Origin of the sequence: Candidatus Venteria ishoeyi (assembly GCF_030378065.1) — a bacterium.
Lineage (GTDB): Bacteria > Pseudomonadota > Gammaproteobacteria > Beggiatoales > Beggiatoaceae > Venteria > Venteria ishoeyi.
Genome location: NZ_JAUCGJ010000015.1, coordinates 47,609 through 64,638, shown reverse-complemented (window position 1 = coordinate 64,638; position 17,030 = coordinate 47,609). Strand labels below are relative to the sequence as shown.

The window sequence follows — 17,030 nt, the reverse complement described above, 5'->3', positions numbered from 1 at the left end:
AATTACTTATTTTTTAATTCAATGTGTGAGGTTTTGGCGATTTTCAGCCTGATTGCTCACTTTTTATACAACCCAGGCTGAAAGAAGCCTCAACCGAACTCAACTTATTGTCCTTCCTGTCCAAAGGCAAACGGCAAAGCATTAATAAAGTTGATGGCAAGGCCGATCTTATGGTTTGCTGTGCGGCGGTTTTCCGAGTCATCGCCGTCCAGTGCCAGCACGCTGCCACCCCAGTCCTGTAATGCGTTTTGCAGGTCGTTGTCAGTGTCAATCTCATTGCTGCTAAATATTCGATCCGGAGCATTGGCATCCAGGGCGTAAGCAGCATCCTGACCAGTTGCCAGCAATGCGTATAAATGCAGGCGTTCCAGGCTGCCCAGATTTTTCAGGCCATCGGCGAGAAAACGCTGCCACAGCCATTCCACCGTTTGAGCAACCGGATAAGCCCCTTGGTCGTCAACAGGTATCACGCTGCCCCAGTCTTTGCTCCACAGCAGTTGCCCGTTGTCTTCGAGATAGGTTTGGCTGTTGATATGCGCGTTTTTGCTGCTGCGCTGATATACGGCGCGAAAAACTTCCGCGCTGTCCGCCGCTTCAATGCCGGTTTGCGCACCAAACACATCATGCAAGGGCCGGAATACCTGATAATCTTCCTCTTCATAGCCGCCAATGTCATATAAATCCAGATAGCTTTCCTGGTTACTCAAGGTCATCTGATTCAGCGCGGTTAAATAACGCTGCGGCACGGTGTGGTATTTGAAGCGCTGGGGATGGTGGAAAAGCGTGGAAATCGCGTAATTACGCAGGAAAGTCAGCAGATTTTTCTCCGCCATTTCCGCCCAGGCGTTTTGCAGCACCTTGGTTCTCGCCTCATCAAGATTTTCATCTGCGAAGGCGCGTACCAGAATAATCGGCAGGTTTTCCAGGCTTTCCGGCTGCACAACCGCGTATTGCGACAAGGCCTGAATTTTTTCCTGTGCAGTATTACCAGCAATGCTTTGTTGCAGAATTTCCAGCGGTGCGATGTGATGTTGTTCCTCGCCAAAAGTCACCACCTCATCCTGTTCCCCCTCAGCATTTAATAATACCGGCATGTCGGTGAGCGCCTGCGCGGTATTTTTAATGGTGATTTCTTCATGGTAATCGGTATTGTAATCACCGAATATGCCAAAAAATATCTGATGGAATTCCCGGGCAAAATCTTCATTGCCGCGAAACACCTGCGTTTCATTATCAAAGGTATTGCGGCGATGGTTATATTGGGTGGCAACGGCGGCAGATAGTGAGGCAATACTGAGTACGTCCTGATAGGGCGTTGCTGCTGCCAGTGCATTCATGATGTCATCATAATAACGCATCATTTGTGGGTTGGTAATATTCACCACGGCATCCAGGTTGACGCTGAGATGGTAATTGCTTTCAACCAAACCCAGCAGTTGCCGCGCAGGATTCAAACCGCGCAGATTAACCGCCTGTCGCCAGGTATGTTCCGCGCTGTTGCGCGCGGTTAAAGCAAAATTCTCCCGCGCATCCGTTGCAATCGGATTGGCACTGTCCTCACCACTCCAGAAAGCTGACAGGGTTTTTAAGTCGCCATCGGGCAATGAATTATCCAGGGTGTCTGTCGGGGAGAGTTTGGCGTTGAGGGTGTCGGCACTGAGCATTTCCTGTATCGCCAGTATCGGCACCATGCCTGCCCAGGTCTGAATTTGCGTGTCGCTGGCAAAACCGCCAAAAGCAAAGGTATGTAACACCTTGCGCACTGCGGTTTCATCCCAGCTATCCAAAGACTGAAAATTAGCAGTCAGTGAAAATGCGCCAAAATGTAATACCTTATCTTTATCCAGAATGCCAAGATAAATCAGCACCGGATAATCGAGCAAGTGAAAAAAATCTCCGGCAACGACTTCAAAAGTAATCTGCTCGTTATTTACACCTAAACCCAGGTCTGTCAGCTTGAAGTTACTGACATTGAGCAATTCAAACCCTGTTGGGGTTTTGCTTAATAATTCACCACTGGGTAATTGCACCAGAATATACGTTTCGCTGACATCAATATCCTGAACATCAATAGCTTTAGCAACCTGCACAAAACTGTCATCAGGATAGAGATTAACATCATCCAGCGTACTGCCTGAAGGACTGAGCGTCTCGGCGGCATGGCTGCCTAGTGCCAGCAAGCTGGTTAGGCAGAGCGTATAAAAAATTTTGCGTAAATACACTGGCTTCTCCTGGTAAGGAATCCGCAGAGCGGATACTGTTGTCATTACCATGCAGAGCATGGTAATGAGGTAAAATTTTCAGATTAAGGATAACGGGGGGTTATTTACCCCACCACAACTTATGATCCCAGCGTTGATTTGGCGCGGTATTACAATCCCAGATATGCAGGTGCATCCCGTTACGGTTCCAGTTGGCTTCACCGGGAATATCAAGACATTTGCCGCCAACGCTGCGCAGGCGACCCTTATCCAGCGTCCATTTCTGATTGGGTGCGTTATTACATTCCCATAAACCGATGCTGCCACCGTTTTTATGCAGATCCGGGCCAGCAATATCCAGGCATTTGCCACTGGTGTTGACCAGGCGTTGCTGGCTGTCGAGTTTCCAGCGTTGGTATTTGCTGTTATTGCAATCCCATAACTGAATTTTGCCACCGTTGTTTTTAGCTTGATCCGGTGGTGATTCCAGGCAACGCCCCTTTACATTCACCAGTAATTTGTACTCATTGACTTTGTTTTTAAGTGCCTTTTGCAAGGCTTCCATTTTATTGGCATCGGGCAAATCCGCGGAAACGGACATCGCTAAACTGCTGACGCCTAATAAGCAGACGGTTAATAAAATTGGTTTCAACATGATTAAAACTCCTTGGTTTGTGGTTCTTCAACAATTTCCAGCTCGCCTTCTAACACTTGCTGACAGCGTTGCAAATAGACTTCAACAACACTGTCTTGTGGATTTTGTTCCAGCACCTGTTGAAAACAAGCTTGTGCGGCTGTAATTCGCATGTCGTGGTAATGATGGAAGCCTTCTGAAAAAATGTCCAGTGTCTTTAATTTTAATTGCCGTTCTTTTGCTTCATCGGCATCAAACACTTCATATACTGTGACGGCTTCAGTTTTACCCTTAACCCGCACCCTATCTACCATGCGCGTCAAAAACTGCTCTGGATGACGCATGTTTTGATAGGTTTGCTCTGTGATCAACAGCGCCGTGCCATAACTTTTGGTCAACCCTTCAGTGCGTGAAGCCAGATTCACTGCATCAGCAATCACCGTGCCGTCCATGCGGTTTTTACCGCCCACCGTGCCCAGCATCAGTGAGCCAAAGTGGATGCCGATGCCGATTTTCAGATTAGGGCGGCCTGGACGACCACGTGAGGTGTTATATTCAACCAGACGAATCAGCATATCAACCCCTGCCTGTACCGCCGAGTCCACGCTGCCGGGGAATAAAGCCATGATCGCATCACCAATATATTTATCAATAAAGCCTTCATATTTACTGATAATTGGTTCCATGCGACTGAGATAGGCATTGATAAAATCAAAATTTTCCTGTGGTGTCATGGCTTCTGATATGGTGGTGAAACCGCGAATATCAGAAAATAAAATAGTCATATTACGTTCAATATGATCACCGAGTTTAACATCCACCACACTTTGTTTATCCATGAGCTGAATAAATTCATGCGGTACAAAACGTCCGTAAGCAATATTGAGATTACTCAGTTGCAAATGGGTTTTAATCCGTGCCAGCAGTTCGTTTTTGGAGACGGGTTTGGTCAGATAATCGTTAGCGCCAGCATCCAGCCCTTCGATTAAATTGGATACCTGGGTTTTTGCCGTGAGCAGCAAAATAGGCAATTCATTGGCGGGGAAATACTCGCGCAGGCGGCGGCAGACTTCATAACCGGTCATGCGCGGCATCATGATATCAAGCAATACCAGATGTGGTTTTAATCCTTCTTCAACCAGTTGCAAGGCTTCCAGGCCGTCATTGGCTTCAACCACGGCGTAGTTTTGTAAGGACAGATGATTGACCAGCACTTGCAAATTAATCGGTTCATCATCAACAATCAAAATAGTAAATTGATCAGGATTGGGATGAATTAAACTTTTTTGATGACTCGATTTAGCACCCGCTTGTTGTATTTGTTCATTGGCATCAGGCACAGATGCCGTTTTTATCTGGGTTTCGTGTAAGGGCATCCGAGTTGACATGTGGGGTGATATATTGGATAAGTCCGCCGTTGGCGTTTTTTCATCCTCTACCACCGGCAGGGTAAAGCTGAACTCTGAACCTTGATTGGGTTGCGAGGTCACGGTGATTTGCCCCTGGTGCAATTCCACCAGTTGTTTGGTCACGGTTAAACCCAGACCCGTACCACCATATTGCCGCGCATTGGAGCCATCTACCTGCTCAAAAGAGTCAAAAATCTGCCCCAGCTTTTCTGCGGAAATCCCGATACCCGTATCACGGATGCGGATTAATAATCGTGGTGGTTTTGCTGTAGTCTGATATTCAGCAAAGATCTCAATTTTACCGCTTTCGGTAAATTTAATCGCATTCCCCACCAGATTGTGCAGAATTTGTTGTAAGCGGTTTTCATCGGCCAGCACAGGGGGTAAGTTTTGTGGGATATGATTAATAAGTTTAACCGCTTTTTGTCCAACCAAGGTTTGGCTGAACATCAATACCACTTCAACCACTTCCCGCATCCCCACGGATTTCAGTTGCAGATTAATGTTTTTATGCTTGAGCTTGGAAAAATCGAGAATATCATTCACCAGATTGGTCAAACGGTGTCCACTTTGCGCAACCATTAATAAGTTTTTGCGTTGGGATTCGCTGATGGAGCCAACCGCGCCATCACACATGGATTCTGCAATGCCCACAATACCATTTAGTGGCGTACGCAGTTCATGCGAAGTATTGGCTAAAAACTCATCTTTGAGGGTATCGAGTTTGCGTAAGTCAGCATTTTTAGTTTCCAGCGTAGCAAAACTTTCTTTGAGTTGTTCCGCCATGCTGTTAAATGAGCGCGCCAATTCACCCAGTTCATCTTTACGACGCGCTTCCACAACTTGATCCCAGCGTCCCAGAGCCAGGGATTTTGCTGCATTATTAAGATGCTGTATGGGACGGATGACCCAATGCGAGGTCAGCAGGCCACCTAATAAACCCAAGACCAACGCAACCACGGATAACCAGAAGGTTGCCACCGAGATCATGTTGATGCGTTCCATAAAGTCGGATTCCGGTACGATGACCAGAATCAGCCAGTCCAGACCATGCCGATCACGCAAGGGGGTAATTTGTAAAAACTGTTTATCATTATTTAAGACAAAATCCAGGCTCTGGCTGGTGCTGATGTGACTTAAATCACCAAAATACTGTTGTACCGCTTGCGTGGCGTGACGAATTCTGGCATTACTGCTTTCATTGGCGGGAATACGCACTGATTGACTTTTATCAGTTTGTTTTTTTAATACCGGCGCGTGACTGGAACTGGCGATTAACAGGCCATTCCTGTCCATGATAAAGGTCTGCCCGGTTTTGCCGATGCGCAGACTGCTTAAGAAATCATCCATCCAAGACAAAATAAAAGAAGCGCCTAAGACTGCTTTTAAATTTTTATTATCCTGATACAAGGGGGAAGCGGCGGTGATTGCCAGGCTGTTGGTGGTGAAATCAGGATATACCGCGCTCCAGGTTGCCTGCTGTTTTTGTACAGCAGCCTGATACCAGGGGCGCAGGCGTGGATCATAATTTTTGGCTATTTTAACCTGACTGACAGGAAACCCCTGCGCATCCACCGAGAAATAGAGATTATCACCATTAACCCGGCGCATCACCTGGTAGCTATCATCACTCAGACGCTTTGCGCCAAAATATCCTCCCGCAGGGGTGGCAACATAACTATGGCTGATCAGCTTAAAGGTTTTGACCTGTTGATAAAAATGCCGACTGTCCTCTTCAGCATTATGCAAATCAATTTCCTTCAAACTCAAAGCATTGCTATTAAGCTCATTCACTTTGTGTGGAATGCTGAGATAAGCCTGCAAGCGTTCCTGGATTCTGGCAGTCACTTCATTGCGCAACTGGCCTGCCAGATCATTAACTGCCTTTTGCCCATTAAAAAAAGCAATTGCCCCGGTTAAACCCACGGCAACAAAAATCTGTAGCATAAAGGGCACAATCAGCAGGGTGCGCAAAGACGCCTTACCGGAAGGTATTAGGCGTAACGGGTTAAACCTGCAAAGTAATTGCCACATATTTTCAGATAAAACTCAGTGTGAAGCAAAGGCTTCTTTTTTATGCCCAAAGCATAAAAACTCAGCCTTTGCGTAACATCAATTAACCTTAATACTCCAGCTTAACGCCGCCCATAATGGAATGGTGGGTGATGCCGTTTAAACCCAGCAGTGTTTGATAGCTGACATAAAACATCTGCCCCTCACCATATTCCACATCCGTGGAAAATGCCAGACTGAGATAATCTTTATCGGGATTATCGGTAGGCAGATAAAAGCGTTGCCCACTACCATCATGGATAAAACGCCCACTGATTAAGTGTGAGCGGTTTTCAAACTCATGTATCACATCCAAACGCAATTCAGGCAGCAGTGTAGCCCATTCCAGTTCCATTTCATAACTGGCGATAGCGCCTAAGGATAAGGTCATGGAACGTACACTCTGACTGTCCATATTCAAACCCAGTTGATAGCCCGTGGCACTGGTATATTTCATGTTTTCCTGAAAACTGTCCATTTCTGAATGGATATAATCAAAGCGTGCCGTGGGTATCAGGTTAAGCGTATCATAGACAAAGAAATAGCCGCCGCTGAGACTGAAAGCTGTGGCGTTGCCATCAGGACTGGCAAAAGCCGCCTGATTAACCTGGGTGTCTGCCACTTGGTAAATAATATTACGGCGCGTATCGTAGCTGTTTTTACTCAAGCTGAAAATGGCATCCAGATAAAACTTTTTAGGCTTATAAAATGTTGTATAAAAAGAAGTGGTCACTGCATCCGCTTTAATCTCGCCACCTTGATTAAAGTCAGATTTAGCCTTGCCATAACCCAGGGCTGCACCAAAAATAAAACTGTCTTTGACCCGGTAATCCAAACCCAAAGTCATGCCCTGACTTTCAAAATCAAAACCTGATTCCTTATCACTGGCATCGCGGGAACCAAAACTGGCATTACCACTGACAAACACGCCTAATTCATTCAAACCGTATTTATGCGCAACCGCAGGTGGCAGACTGCCGGGTTTTTCCTGCCCGGAAACCGGCTCGCCCAGACTGTTTGGCAAGGGCGTACCCTGCACGTCGATACTGAGATCTTCCAGATTCACCTCAGCCCCTGCCGCACCACCACGCAGTGCCATTAAACGACTGCTGATATTACGAAACTGACGGGAAGAAAATTCCACTGCCATGCGTCCCGGCGTGGCGTATTCTTCCGGTGCCCATTGTTGCAGGGCATTCGCCACCGCGCTGGGGTTGCTGCCTGCATTTAAGATCAATTCCCGGCACAGCGCCTGTAAATCCGTACCCGCCTGCCGCGACTGACAAAGCTTGCCAATCGGGCCAGCCATCGCCAATTGGGTTGGATTGCGCGCTGCCGACTCCAAAGCTGCAACGGCATCTTCTTCGCTGAACTCATCAACAATGGTCAGGGTTGCCGTGCGCTGGCCTAAAATCGCATCATCAGCCGCGCTTAATATCAGGGTTAAGGCACGGTCGCCTTCAATCACCGGATTATTGATAATATCCACTGCAAAGGTTTTTGCAACCCTATCGCCATGACTCCAGAACAAGGAGCCTTGCGCAGTGGTATAATCCTCTCCGGCAATGGCGCTGCTGTTGCTGGTGCTGTAATTAACGGTAATCGCGGTATCCGAACCGCCGTTACGCACCACGGTGATGGTTGCGCTGCCCGTATCTTCGGACACCCGGTAACTAACGCTGCTGAACTCAATCTGCCCGGTGGTTTCATCATCGACAATGGTCAATACTGCATTAGCCTGTCCTAAGTCGGCATCCACCGGGTTTTCCAAAATCAGATTAATGGTTTCATTACGTTCCGCTTCTTTGTCATCGATTAAACGCACACTAAAACTTTTGTCGCTGAGATCGCCTTGGGTCCACGCCAAAGTACCTGTGGCGGCATCATAATCCTGCCCGGATACGGCAGTACCGTCTTCACTGCGAAAATCAACACTGATTGCGCGCTCATCCGTGCCGCTGCGGCTGACGGTAATGCTTGCCAGACTGCCATCTTCACTGACGCTATATTCTGTGGCGGTAAAAGCAATTTCTATCGGTGGCGGGTCACTGACTGCGGTGGTAACACTTACGCTGCTTTTACTGGTTGTCACATCACCGCTGATGCTATCCAGGCTTAAACCCGAAGCAAAAAAACTGCTGGTGACACTGCCGGTCTGCTGGGGCTGTACCACAAACACGATATTCTGACTGTCGCTTAAATCCCCAACTTCACATTCCACAATATCCCCGCTGGTACAGGTGCCTTGTGATGGTGTGGCAGAAATCAGCGTAAAATCAGGTGGCAGGCCATAAGTCAAAACAACATCATTCACCACTTTGGAATCCCCCACCCGCACCGGAAACAAGGTGACGGTATAAGTTAAATCCTGGCGTAATACACCCTGTGCGGGACTGGTGGAAACATTCATGGATAAATCGGCGGCACTGGTCAGTGTCGAGAATAGTAACAATAGCCAGAATAAAAGGGGGAGGTGATATTTTTTATCCATTATTTAATCTCTATGCATACTTCCAATGTGGGAGGATTTTATTAATGCCTGTGAATCTTACCAGAAACGCTATCAAACAAAGTGTTTGATTATAACGGATTCTATTGCCTGCTGAACATGTACAATTCGTAAAAGTTCTGTTTCCAAAACTCAAAGGTTTGGCAAGCACTTCTTAAACATTGAGTTCTATCCTGTTATGCTGTATGAAGCGTATGCCAGCACAACTAAAATGACTCGGTTTATAGAAATACTGGGTGAAAAAGCAGCAAAGCGGGTGTTATGGGACAATACACGAGTTTTTTATCACATGAACTCAGGTAAAATACAATGAAAAAAAATTATTATCAATTACTCGGCATTTCAGCGACAGCAGCCAATAAGACAACACTGAAACAAGCCACCCAAAAACGTTTACAAGCCATCAAAACAGCCTATGGCGTTTTATCCAACCCGGAACAACGCCAGCTTTATGATGAACAAAAAGCCGGACAGGTGGACAATACTTATTATGACTTGTTAGGTTTGTCACGCGATGCCCTGCCCGAAGAAATAAAGCAGGCAGCGCAAACGCAATTGAGCGCAGTGCGTAATGCCTGGCATGTGTTATCCGATGATGATAAACGTACCGCTTATGACCAGGAATTACAGCTCAAGACAGCTCAAGCCAAAGCACACTCAACCCCAGCAGCAACAAACAAACCCACCGGCACAGCAGACATGACAGAGGTGCAAAATCCTTATCAGGCACCTGATGCCGCAGTAGATGATGACTGGGAAGAAACTGATGTCAGCCCGATGGCAACCCGTGGTAAACGCCTGGGTGCGGCATTACTGGATACCCTGACCTATATGGTGCCGCTGTTACTGGCTTTTATCATATTGTATATAACGGGCAACGCCGATATGAATACGCTGGAAAACCTGGATGGTGAAGATAAAGAAGTATTTGTCAATATCGCTATTGCAATTGTCGGTGTAGGTTATTTGCTCTTAATAATAATTAACCTGCGTTTATTGTATCTTAATGGTCAAAGTATCGGTAAATACATGCTCAATATCAAAATTGTGCGTAGTAATGGCAATCGTTGTGGTCTGGGCCGTATTATCGGGCTGCGTATCATACCCATCATATTACTGAGCATAATTCCAGTGATGGGCGATTTTGTGAATCTGATTGATGTGTTGTTTATATTCCAGGCTTCCCGCCAGTGTCTGCATGACATGATTGCCGATACCATTGTGGTGCAAATCTCCTAGCCATGCCTGAGCAGCAGTTAGACACCGACTACCCGATAGAAACGCCGGAAGGGGTGGTATTAAACCTGCAATTAGCAGGACCTGTGGTACGCGCAATGGCCTGGCTGAGTGATTTTTTCCTGCGTTTGGCGATTTATACCCTTTTAAGTATTTTTCTGGCGCGATTTGATGACCTGGGTTCGGGCTTGCTATTACTGGCTATTTTTTTACTTGAGTGGTTTTATCCTGTATTCTTTGAAATCTATGCAGATGGTGCAACCCCTGGAAAGAAGCGATTTAAGATCAAAGTATTACACAGCAATGGCGTACCGGTTAGCTGGACCGGTTCAATGTTGCGCAATTTGCTACGCACGGTTGATATATTGCCATTTTTTTATGGCTTTGGTTTATCAGCCATGTTGTTAAATGCAAAATTTCAACGCCTGGGTGACATGGCGGCAGACACCATAGTGGTATATACAACGCCACCGGGTACAGCGCCAATATTGTTGTCTAAGCATCCATTGCCACTGCCTTGCCAACTAAATGATGAAGAACAGCGTGCGGTTTTAGCCTTTGCTGAGCGCGCGCCAACTTTAGGTCGTAAACGGGTTGTCGAATTGGCAAATCTGGCAACGCCTTTGACAGATCAAACCGGGCAACAGTCGGCAGAACGTTTACAGCAATTTGCTAAAGGTTTGTATCAATCCTGATAGCCTTTCAATCGCGTACAAAGCATGAATGTATTAATTGCAGAAGACAATATAACCACCCGGCTGATGTTATCAGAATGGGTAAAATCCTGGGGCTATACACCGGTTGTCGCCACTGACGGGCGTCATGCCCTGGAAATTGGCAGTATTCGCGATGCCCCCTGGCTTGCGATTATTGATTGGATGATGCCAGAAATGGATGGCATCACCTTATGCCGCAAACTTAAACAACAAAAAAACTGTCCTTTCATCTACAGTATTTTTCTCACCAGTAAAAATAGTATTGAAGACAGCATTATGGGTCTTAATGCCGGTGCTGATGATTTTCTGACCAAACCGGTGCGCCCGGAAGAACTGCGCAGTCGCTTGAATGCCGGACGGCGCATTCTGGAATATCAGGAACAAATTGAAGAGCGCAACCTGCATTTACAGGCCTTACTCGAAGCCATGCCGGGCGCAGTGATATTAAAAGATGCTCAAGGCTGCTGGCTGGAAGCCAATGAATACGCGCTACGCATGTTTAACCTGGATGAAAACACCTCCTATCATGGTTTGAATGATGAGATTCTGGCGGAGCAACCCCACGCTTTTAAGCAAGCATTGAATACATTAAATATCAATGATCAAAAAGCCTGGGAGCAAGGTGGTTTTTACCGTGAAGAACTGGAATTGCCCGGTAACGCCTATGCGGAAAAATGTTGGTTTGATATTGTGCGCACTCCACTGTTTCACAATGATGGACGACGCAAAAGTATGATTGTGTTGGGTTATGAAATCACCAAACGCAAGTTGCTGGAAGAAAAACTGCGCCGGGAAGCCTGGTATGATTCTTTAACCGGGGTATTCAGCCGCCATCATTTTCAGGAGCATCTGGATAAAATGATGAGTTTCTCCCGGCGCACGGGTCTGCCGATGAGTTTATGTCTGTGTGATATTGACTCATTTAAGCAGGTCAATGATCAGCATGGTCATGATGTGGGCGATCAAGTATTGGCTAAATTTGCCGAACTGATTTTGCATCAATTGCGCAACTCCGATGTCTGCGGACGTTTAGGTGGTGATGAATTCTGTATCGCGCTGCCCGGTACCCGTGCTGAAAAAGCAGTTTCCTGTCTACGCCGCATTGAAAACCAGTTGCGCGCACAGTTTTTTCATTCCTATGAAGGTATTGCATTTCAGATTTGTGGCTCTTTTGGGGTTGTGGAGTTTAATAATTCTAAACTGACACAAAGAGAATTGATGCGCCATGCCGATCAGGCCTTATACCGTGCGAAAAAAAATCAGAATAATAAAATTCTGATTTATCGTTGAATGAATATAAAAATATCCATTGGAAAATAGAGCACCATGCCTCAAGTCGTCATTAAAACAGCAGAAACCACACCCCCAAAACAAGCCGTCACCCCATCTTGCCTGCCACAACTGGGTGAACGCCTGCAACAGCAGGGTTTAATTAATGCCCAGGATTTACAGCGTGCGCTGGAATTTCAAAACCGCTTTGGTGGTCGTTTAGGTGCAGTGCTGGTGCGCATTGGCGCGATTTCAGAAGATGCACTACTGAGGGTACTCAGCGAAGAACTGGGTCTGCCGGTGTTGCAGGGTGCGCAATTACCATTTGATGCGCAACCCCTGTTAGCCGCTATAGAAGACAGCCAGATTGCCGTAGACTGGTGGCTGGATCAGGAAGTCATCGCCTGGAAACAAGATGAGCAGATACTTTGCGTGGCGCGTGATCCCATGGCGGACAATGTGCAGGAAATCATCGCCTTTTATTTTGCCGAACCCGCACCACAATGGCTGCTGGCAAGAAATCAGGATGTGGATCGTTTAATCGATCTACTGGAAAAAGCCGGAGAACACCAGAGCAGTGGCAACGAGGTGGGGCATTTGCGGGAACTGGCAGAAGGCGCGCCAGTGGTGGAATTTGTTAACAACATGCTGTCACAGGCCATTGATCAACGCGCTTCGGATGTGCATATCGAGCCTGAAGAAAAAATATTTTATGTGCGTTATCGTACAGATGGCGTATTAACCGAACATCTGAATTTACCCAGCGAGCGTTTTGCCGCCATTGCCTCACGCATTAAACTCATCGCTGGTCTGGATATTGCCGAGCGCCGTCTACCTCAGGATGGACGGCTCAATACCCGGGTCAGTGGTGAGGAACTGGATATTCGCGTGTCCACCCTGCCAGGGGTGCATGGTGAGTCCATTGTCATGCGTTTATTACCCAAAGAGCGCGGCACCACGCAACTGGAACAACTGGGTATGCTGGAAGATCATTATCAGCAGTTCAAACAATGGGTCAATGAACCACATGGCATTATCCTGGTGACAGGGCCGACAGGTTCCGGTAAGTCCACCACCCTATACGCCACCATTGACGCCATCAATGATCGCAGCCGTAAAATCATTACGGTGGAAGACCCGGTGGAATATCAACTACCCCATATTACCCAGGTACAGGCGCACAGCGATATTGGTTACACCTTTGCCAAGGCGCTGCGCTCAATTTTGCGCCAGGATCCGGATATTGTCATGATTGGGGAAATTCGCGATCTGGAAACGGCAGAAATTGCGGTACAGGCTTCGCTCACCGGGCATATGGTCTTATCCACCCTGCACACCAATGACGCGCTCAGCGCGTTTACCCGCTTGATGGATATGGGCGTGGAAGGCTTCATGGTCGCCACTTCCGTGCGCGCCGTGCAGGCACAACGTCTGGTGCGTACCCTATGTACGCATTGCGCGCAGCCGACTCAGGTTTTACCGGAAATTATTGAGCATTGTCAGGCGATTTTGCCATCCGCATTAAAAGACAGTCCGCAAAACTGGCGACATGCTGTGGGTTGCCCTGAGTGCCAGGGCAGCGGTTATCATGGTCGACTGGGTATTTATGAAATCGTCTACATGACCCCGGAACTGCAACAAAAAATCCTGCAAGGTGCATCGATACAGGAGTTAAGAGACTTAGCCAGTACCCAGGGTTATCGCAACCTGCGCGAAGATGGCTGGCTGAAAGCCTGGCAGGGCTTGACCAGCGTGGAAGAAGTGCTGCGGGTTACGGAATCGCATTAGTGTTTGTTCTGGGAATATCGTGTATGGGACACCAATTGGGTGATGAAAAAATTCTCACTCTTTATGGTGTTGCTTGGGTTGTTTCCGTGCGCCCTAACAAAAACTCCAGGCCGGTGCAGGTTTGCAACCTGCACCGGAAGGTTTCCCGAAACCATCATTTCTCACCAATATTCACAATGCAGCAAACATTCCGGCTGACTTATGCTTTGACCTTGAGCATATATGTTTTGTAACCTTCAACGTCATATAAAAACAATTTTTTCACGGCCTGTCAGTTCCCTCCAAATACCACATTATCCAATGCCCCGGTTGCAGCAGCAGAGCCGTATTCTCCCCGGATTCGCAAACTGCTTAAGGTTGACAAAATCTGGCGTATATCGGCATCGCTGGCATTACTGGCTCCGCTCAGGCTGCTATTGTCAGCCATTTTCCATTCCGCAGTGGCATTTAACAGGATGCTGTAACTCGTCCAGTCACTGCCCGGTTCCGGGTATTTGGCGACCTGGAATAGTGCTTGCGCCTGATATAGGTGCATGGCATTACCCGCCGCATCTGTTCCGCTTAATACCACAAAAGGAATAAATGACATGTAATTGGGTGCTTTGCTATTGTCCGTTTTCAGATCAAAACTCAGCATTTTATTCAAAGCAAAGCTTTTATCTCCACTGTATTTGTCTGAGGCGGTGACAAAATACCACCAGTCTCCCTGTGAGCCTACCCAGCTGATATAACCATCGGGGTTTCCCCCCGTGGTGTTGTAGCTTGCCACATCTTGTGATTGAAACCAGCCAACGCCAAATCCCGGAGCCATGGGACCAATGCCCCAGCGATCATAATTTTCAATATGCAGCCCGTCAAAATCACTCACAATGGCTGTGGCCTGGGTATCACATTGCGCTGAAAAATCAAATGAGGGCGCAAGCTGCATATAATCATCAGTATCCTGATTCCATCTGACTGTCGGCTGGTATACCGCAGTTTGGATGGAACCGTCATGCTTGACGGTGAGGGTTTGTGGATGCAGCAAACGCTGCCGCGCAATATCATAAACCCTTTCACTGCACATATCTCCGCCATCTTCACCCACGCCTTCCTGCTGCGCGGCCTCATAGACTTTTCTCAGCGTTGAAATCAACGGCAAATCACCTACCAGCTTATCCGCTGCAGTATCCATGACCGTGCTTGTGCTGCTTTGCGTGGAGCCTGCGCGATAATCTTTAATCATGCTGTTAAAAGCCGAATAGGCGGCGGCGGGGTATTTTGCAAAACCACCGATAAAGCCCGTGCCCACATCCACAATATAATCTTTTCGGCATTGCCAGCTCCAGGCATCGTAATCATGTCCGGGAATGCTGAAGCTGTATTTATAGTTAAAGTTTTCAGGACTTTCTTCAAGCCGATAAGCCTCTTCTATAAAATATATGCTTTGTGCATTAAACGCGCGCGCCAATAACGGGTATCTGGCTTGTAAGGCCGGGCTGAAGTTGCGCTGAATAGACACTTCAGGCGGGGTGTTGTCATCACAAGTCTGAATGCCGCCAACGTACTCGACTTTAATTGAGGTGGATGCGTCCAATGAGCGAGTAAGCGATGGGCTTGTTTCGTCTTGTGCATACTCAAACAGTGAGGCAAACGGATTGTTGATCATAACGCTTTCCTGGCTGCCATCAGCTGCATTCACGGTTAGCTTCACCTGAGTATCTGGCAAATATTCCAATGCTATCTGGCCTTCATCTTCCGCTAAAATAATCCCTGTCAGCCTGCTTTGTGCATCAAAATTCAGTGTCATATAATGCTTAAACACGCCCTGCGCATCGAATTGATCAAGCACCAGCCTGTCATAATATAAGACCTGATTCGCCGCATCTTTCACCCCGTAAAAGCGATAATAACGGTCATTGCTGTCAACCACCGTCATTACCAGTGGTTCGGGGCTGCCAACATTGATGTCGATATGTTTAATCCAGTCTGGTGCCTGTAAATTGACTTCTCCCGCGTTTTGCAGTTCCAGCAGATTGATGGAAACAACCCTTAAATCTGCCCAATAGGCCTGTTCTCCCAAATCAATACAACTGATATGCAGTTTATTGCTTGCCGGGGTATATTCTGCGCAATCATAATCAACGGCATCAGCCTCATAGGGGCGGATGCTTTCCAGCTTAAGCTGGAAGGGATTGGGGGGATAAGCACTTAAACTCACCTGATAAAGATCGTTGTCCACACTCAGGCAAGGAATCTGATAGAACTTGTTAAATGAATCGAAGCTGCCACATTGTGGCCGCTCTCTTGCAACTATCGGACAATCCTGCGTTGAGCAGGTATCATTACACCAGGTTCCCTGGCCTTCAAAAAAACAATCCCGCGCTGTTTCACAAAGTGTAAGATTTTGTGGGGAGCAGCTTAACTGCGGCTCAGGATCGGGTATGGGATCAGGGTCAGGTACAGGGTCGGGTACAGGGTCGGGTACAGGGTCGGGTACAGGATCTGGAATAGGTTCGGGATCGGGGATAACCGGCTCAGCATCCGTCACAATTACTTCCGCCAAGGTGAGATAGGTATTTTCTCCCCCATAGTTATCAAAAAACGAAATAATAAAAGGTGCATCCTGGAGCGCGGTTATTTGCGCCTGAGTATAGCTGCCTGAATAGCTGTGTAACACTGTGCCACCGGCATCATCATAGTTCTGTTGCGCAATAACATACTGCCATGCACCCGTAGTTTCAATTTGAGTGCGCATAAAAAGCCAGCTATCTTCGGGAATCACCTTGCTCTGGAGGAAAGAATGATGGGTGGTGATAAGGCCGACAGGCAAACCTTCTGCTTTTGCCTGTATGCCCAGATACTGGTTATCAGCATGAATTTTTAGCTGAATATAGCTGCTGACACCAACATGGTTATAGTTAGTGCTGGAAATAATCGCATTACCATCGGCATAACCATTGGCATCAAGCCTGCCGTTGGTCCATTTTGCACCCTGTAAAACCAGTTCTTCGGTGGTTTTCTCAATCAAGCCATCATTCGTGGATGGCTGCGTCCAGAATTGTAAATCCGTGCCGATATTAGCAGGAATAGAACGCAGGCAAGGCGCAATGAACGCTTCAGTACAAGCCGCAGATACTATGCCAGCAGGTAGTTGCATGAATAAAAATACACTTAGCAGGTATTTTATCCAGGCTGAATTTATGAATTTTCTAATCATTATCAATCTCCTGAATA

9 protein-coding genes are annotated in these 17,030 nt (G+C 47.2%); 4 read left to right on the top strand and 5 right to left on the bottom strand.

Annotated features, from left to right (window positions below):
- Positions 1–104 precede the first annotated feature (104 nt).
- The 4 genes from QUF61_RS06965 to QUF61_RS06950 form a co-directional block, all read right to left on the bottom strand.
- Positions 105–2,222 carry a hypothetical protein gene (locus QUF61_RS06965; protein ID WP_289681122.1) on the bottom strand — a complete coding sequence of 706 codons (2,118 nt, stop codon included), beginning with the start codon at positions 2,220–2,222 and terminating at the stop codon, positions 105–107.
- 100 nt (positions 2,223–2,322) lie between these two features.
- The gene (locus QUF61_RS06960; protein WP_103918432.1) at positions 2,323–2,856 is read right to left on the bottom strand and encodes an RICIN domain-containing protein; all 534 of its coding nucleotides are present in this window, start codon (positions 2,854–2,856) and stop codon (positions 2,323–2,325) included.
- Positions 2,857–2,858: 2 nt separating this feature from the next.
- Positions 2,859–6,191 carry an ATP-binding protein gene (locus QUF61_RS06955; protein WP_289681120.1) on the bottom strand — a complete coding sequence of 1,111 codons (3,333 nt, stop codon included), beginning with the start codon at positions 6,189–6,191 and terminating at the stop codon, positions 2,859–2,861.
- A gap of 175 nt (positions 6,192–6,366) precedes the next feature.
- Positions 6,367–8,787, bottom strand: coding sequence for an autotransporter domain-containing protein (locus tag QUF61_RS06950; RefSeq protein ID WP_289681118.1), 2,421 nt, complete (start codon positions 8,785–8,787; stop codon positions 6,367–6,369).
- A 327-nt stretch (positions 8,788–9,114) separates the two neighbouring features.
- Between QUF61_RS06950 and QUF61_RS06945 the strand changes: the two genes are divergently transcribed.
- From QUF61_RS06945 to QUF61_RS06930, 4 genes are read left to right on the top strand one after another with little or no spacing between them, the layout of a single operon-like run.
- Positions 9,115–10,044, top strand: a complete 930-nt coding sequence (locus QUF61_RS06945; protein WP_103918435.1) for an RDD family protein — start codon at positions 9,115–9,117, stop codon at positions 10,042–10,044.
- A gap of 2 nt (positions 10,045–10,046) precedes the next feature.
- Positions 10,047–10,736, top strand: coding sequence for an RDD family protein (locus QUF61_RS06940; protein ID WP_289681116.1), 690 nt, complete (start codon positions 10,047–10,049; stop codon positions 10,734–10,736).
- 24 nt (positions 10,737–10,760) lie between these two features.
- On the top strand, positions 10,761–12,047 hold the full coding sequence (locus tag QUF61_RS06935; RefSeq protein WP_289681114.1) for a GGDEF domain-containing response regulator: 1,287 nt from the start codon (positions 10,761–10,763) through the stop codon (positions 12,045–12,047).
- A gap of 36 nt (positions 12,048–12,083) precedes the next feature.
- A complete protein-coding gene (locus QUF61_RS06930) occupies positions 12,084–13,814 on the top strand; it encodes a GspE/PulE family protein (RefSeq protein ID WP_103918438.1) in 1,731 nt (576 codons plus the stop codon).
- Between the two features lie 271 nt (positions 13,815–14,085).
- On the opposite strand, the gene QUF61_RS06925 is transcribed toward QUF61_RS06930, so the two are convergent.
- Positions 14,086–17,013: a laminin B domain-containing protein gene (locus QUF61_RS06925; protein WP_289681112.1), complete on the bottom strand. Its 2,928-nt coding sequence runs from the start codon at positions 17,011–17,013 to the stop codon at positions 14,086–14,088.
- Positions 17,014–17,030: the final 17 nt, after the last annotated feature.

What these genes read in the sequence shown, in the direction of transcription:
- QUF61_RS06945 (WP_103918435.1), top strand. Translation starts at nt 9,115, where the DNA reads ATGAAAAAAAATTATTATCAATTACTCGGCATTTCAGCGACAGCAGCC.
- QUF61_RS06955 (WP_289681120.1), bottom strand. Translation starts at nt 6,191, where the DNA reads ATGCTACAGATTTTTGTTGCCGTGGGTTTAACCGGGGCAATTGCTTTT.
- QUF61_RS06940 (WP_289681116.1), top strand. Translation starts at nt 10,047, where the DNA reads ATGCCTGAGCAGCAGTTAGACACCGACTACCCGATAGAAACGCCGGAA.
- QUF61_RS06960 (WP_103918432.1), bottom strand. Translation starts at nt 2,856, where the DNA reads ATGTTGAAACCAATTTTATTAACCGTCTGCTTATTAGGCGTCAGCAGT.
- QUF61_RS06950 (WP_289681118.1), bottom strand. Translation starts at nt 8,787, where the DNA reads ATGGATAAAAAATATCACCTCCCCCTTTTATTCTGGCTATTGTTACTA.
- QUF61_RS06930 (WP_103918438.1), top strand. Translation starts at nt 12,084, where the DNA reads ATGCCTCAAGTCGTCATTAAAACAGCAGAAACCACACCCCCAAAACAA.
- QUF61_RS06935 (WP_289681114.1), top strand. Translation starts at nt 10,761, where the DNA reads ATGAATGTATTAATTGCAGAAGACAATATAACCACCCGGCTGATGTTA.
- QUF61_RS06925 (WP_289681112.1), bottom strand. Translation starts at nt 17,013, where the DNA reads ATGATTAGAAAATTCATAAATTCAGCCTGGATAAAATACCTGCTAAGT.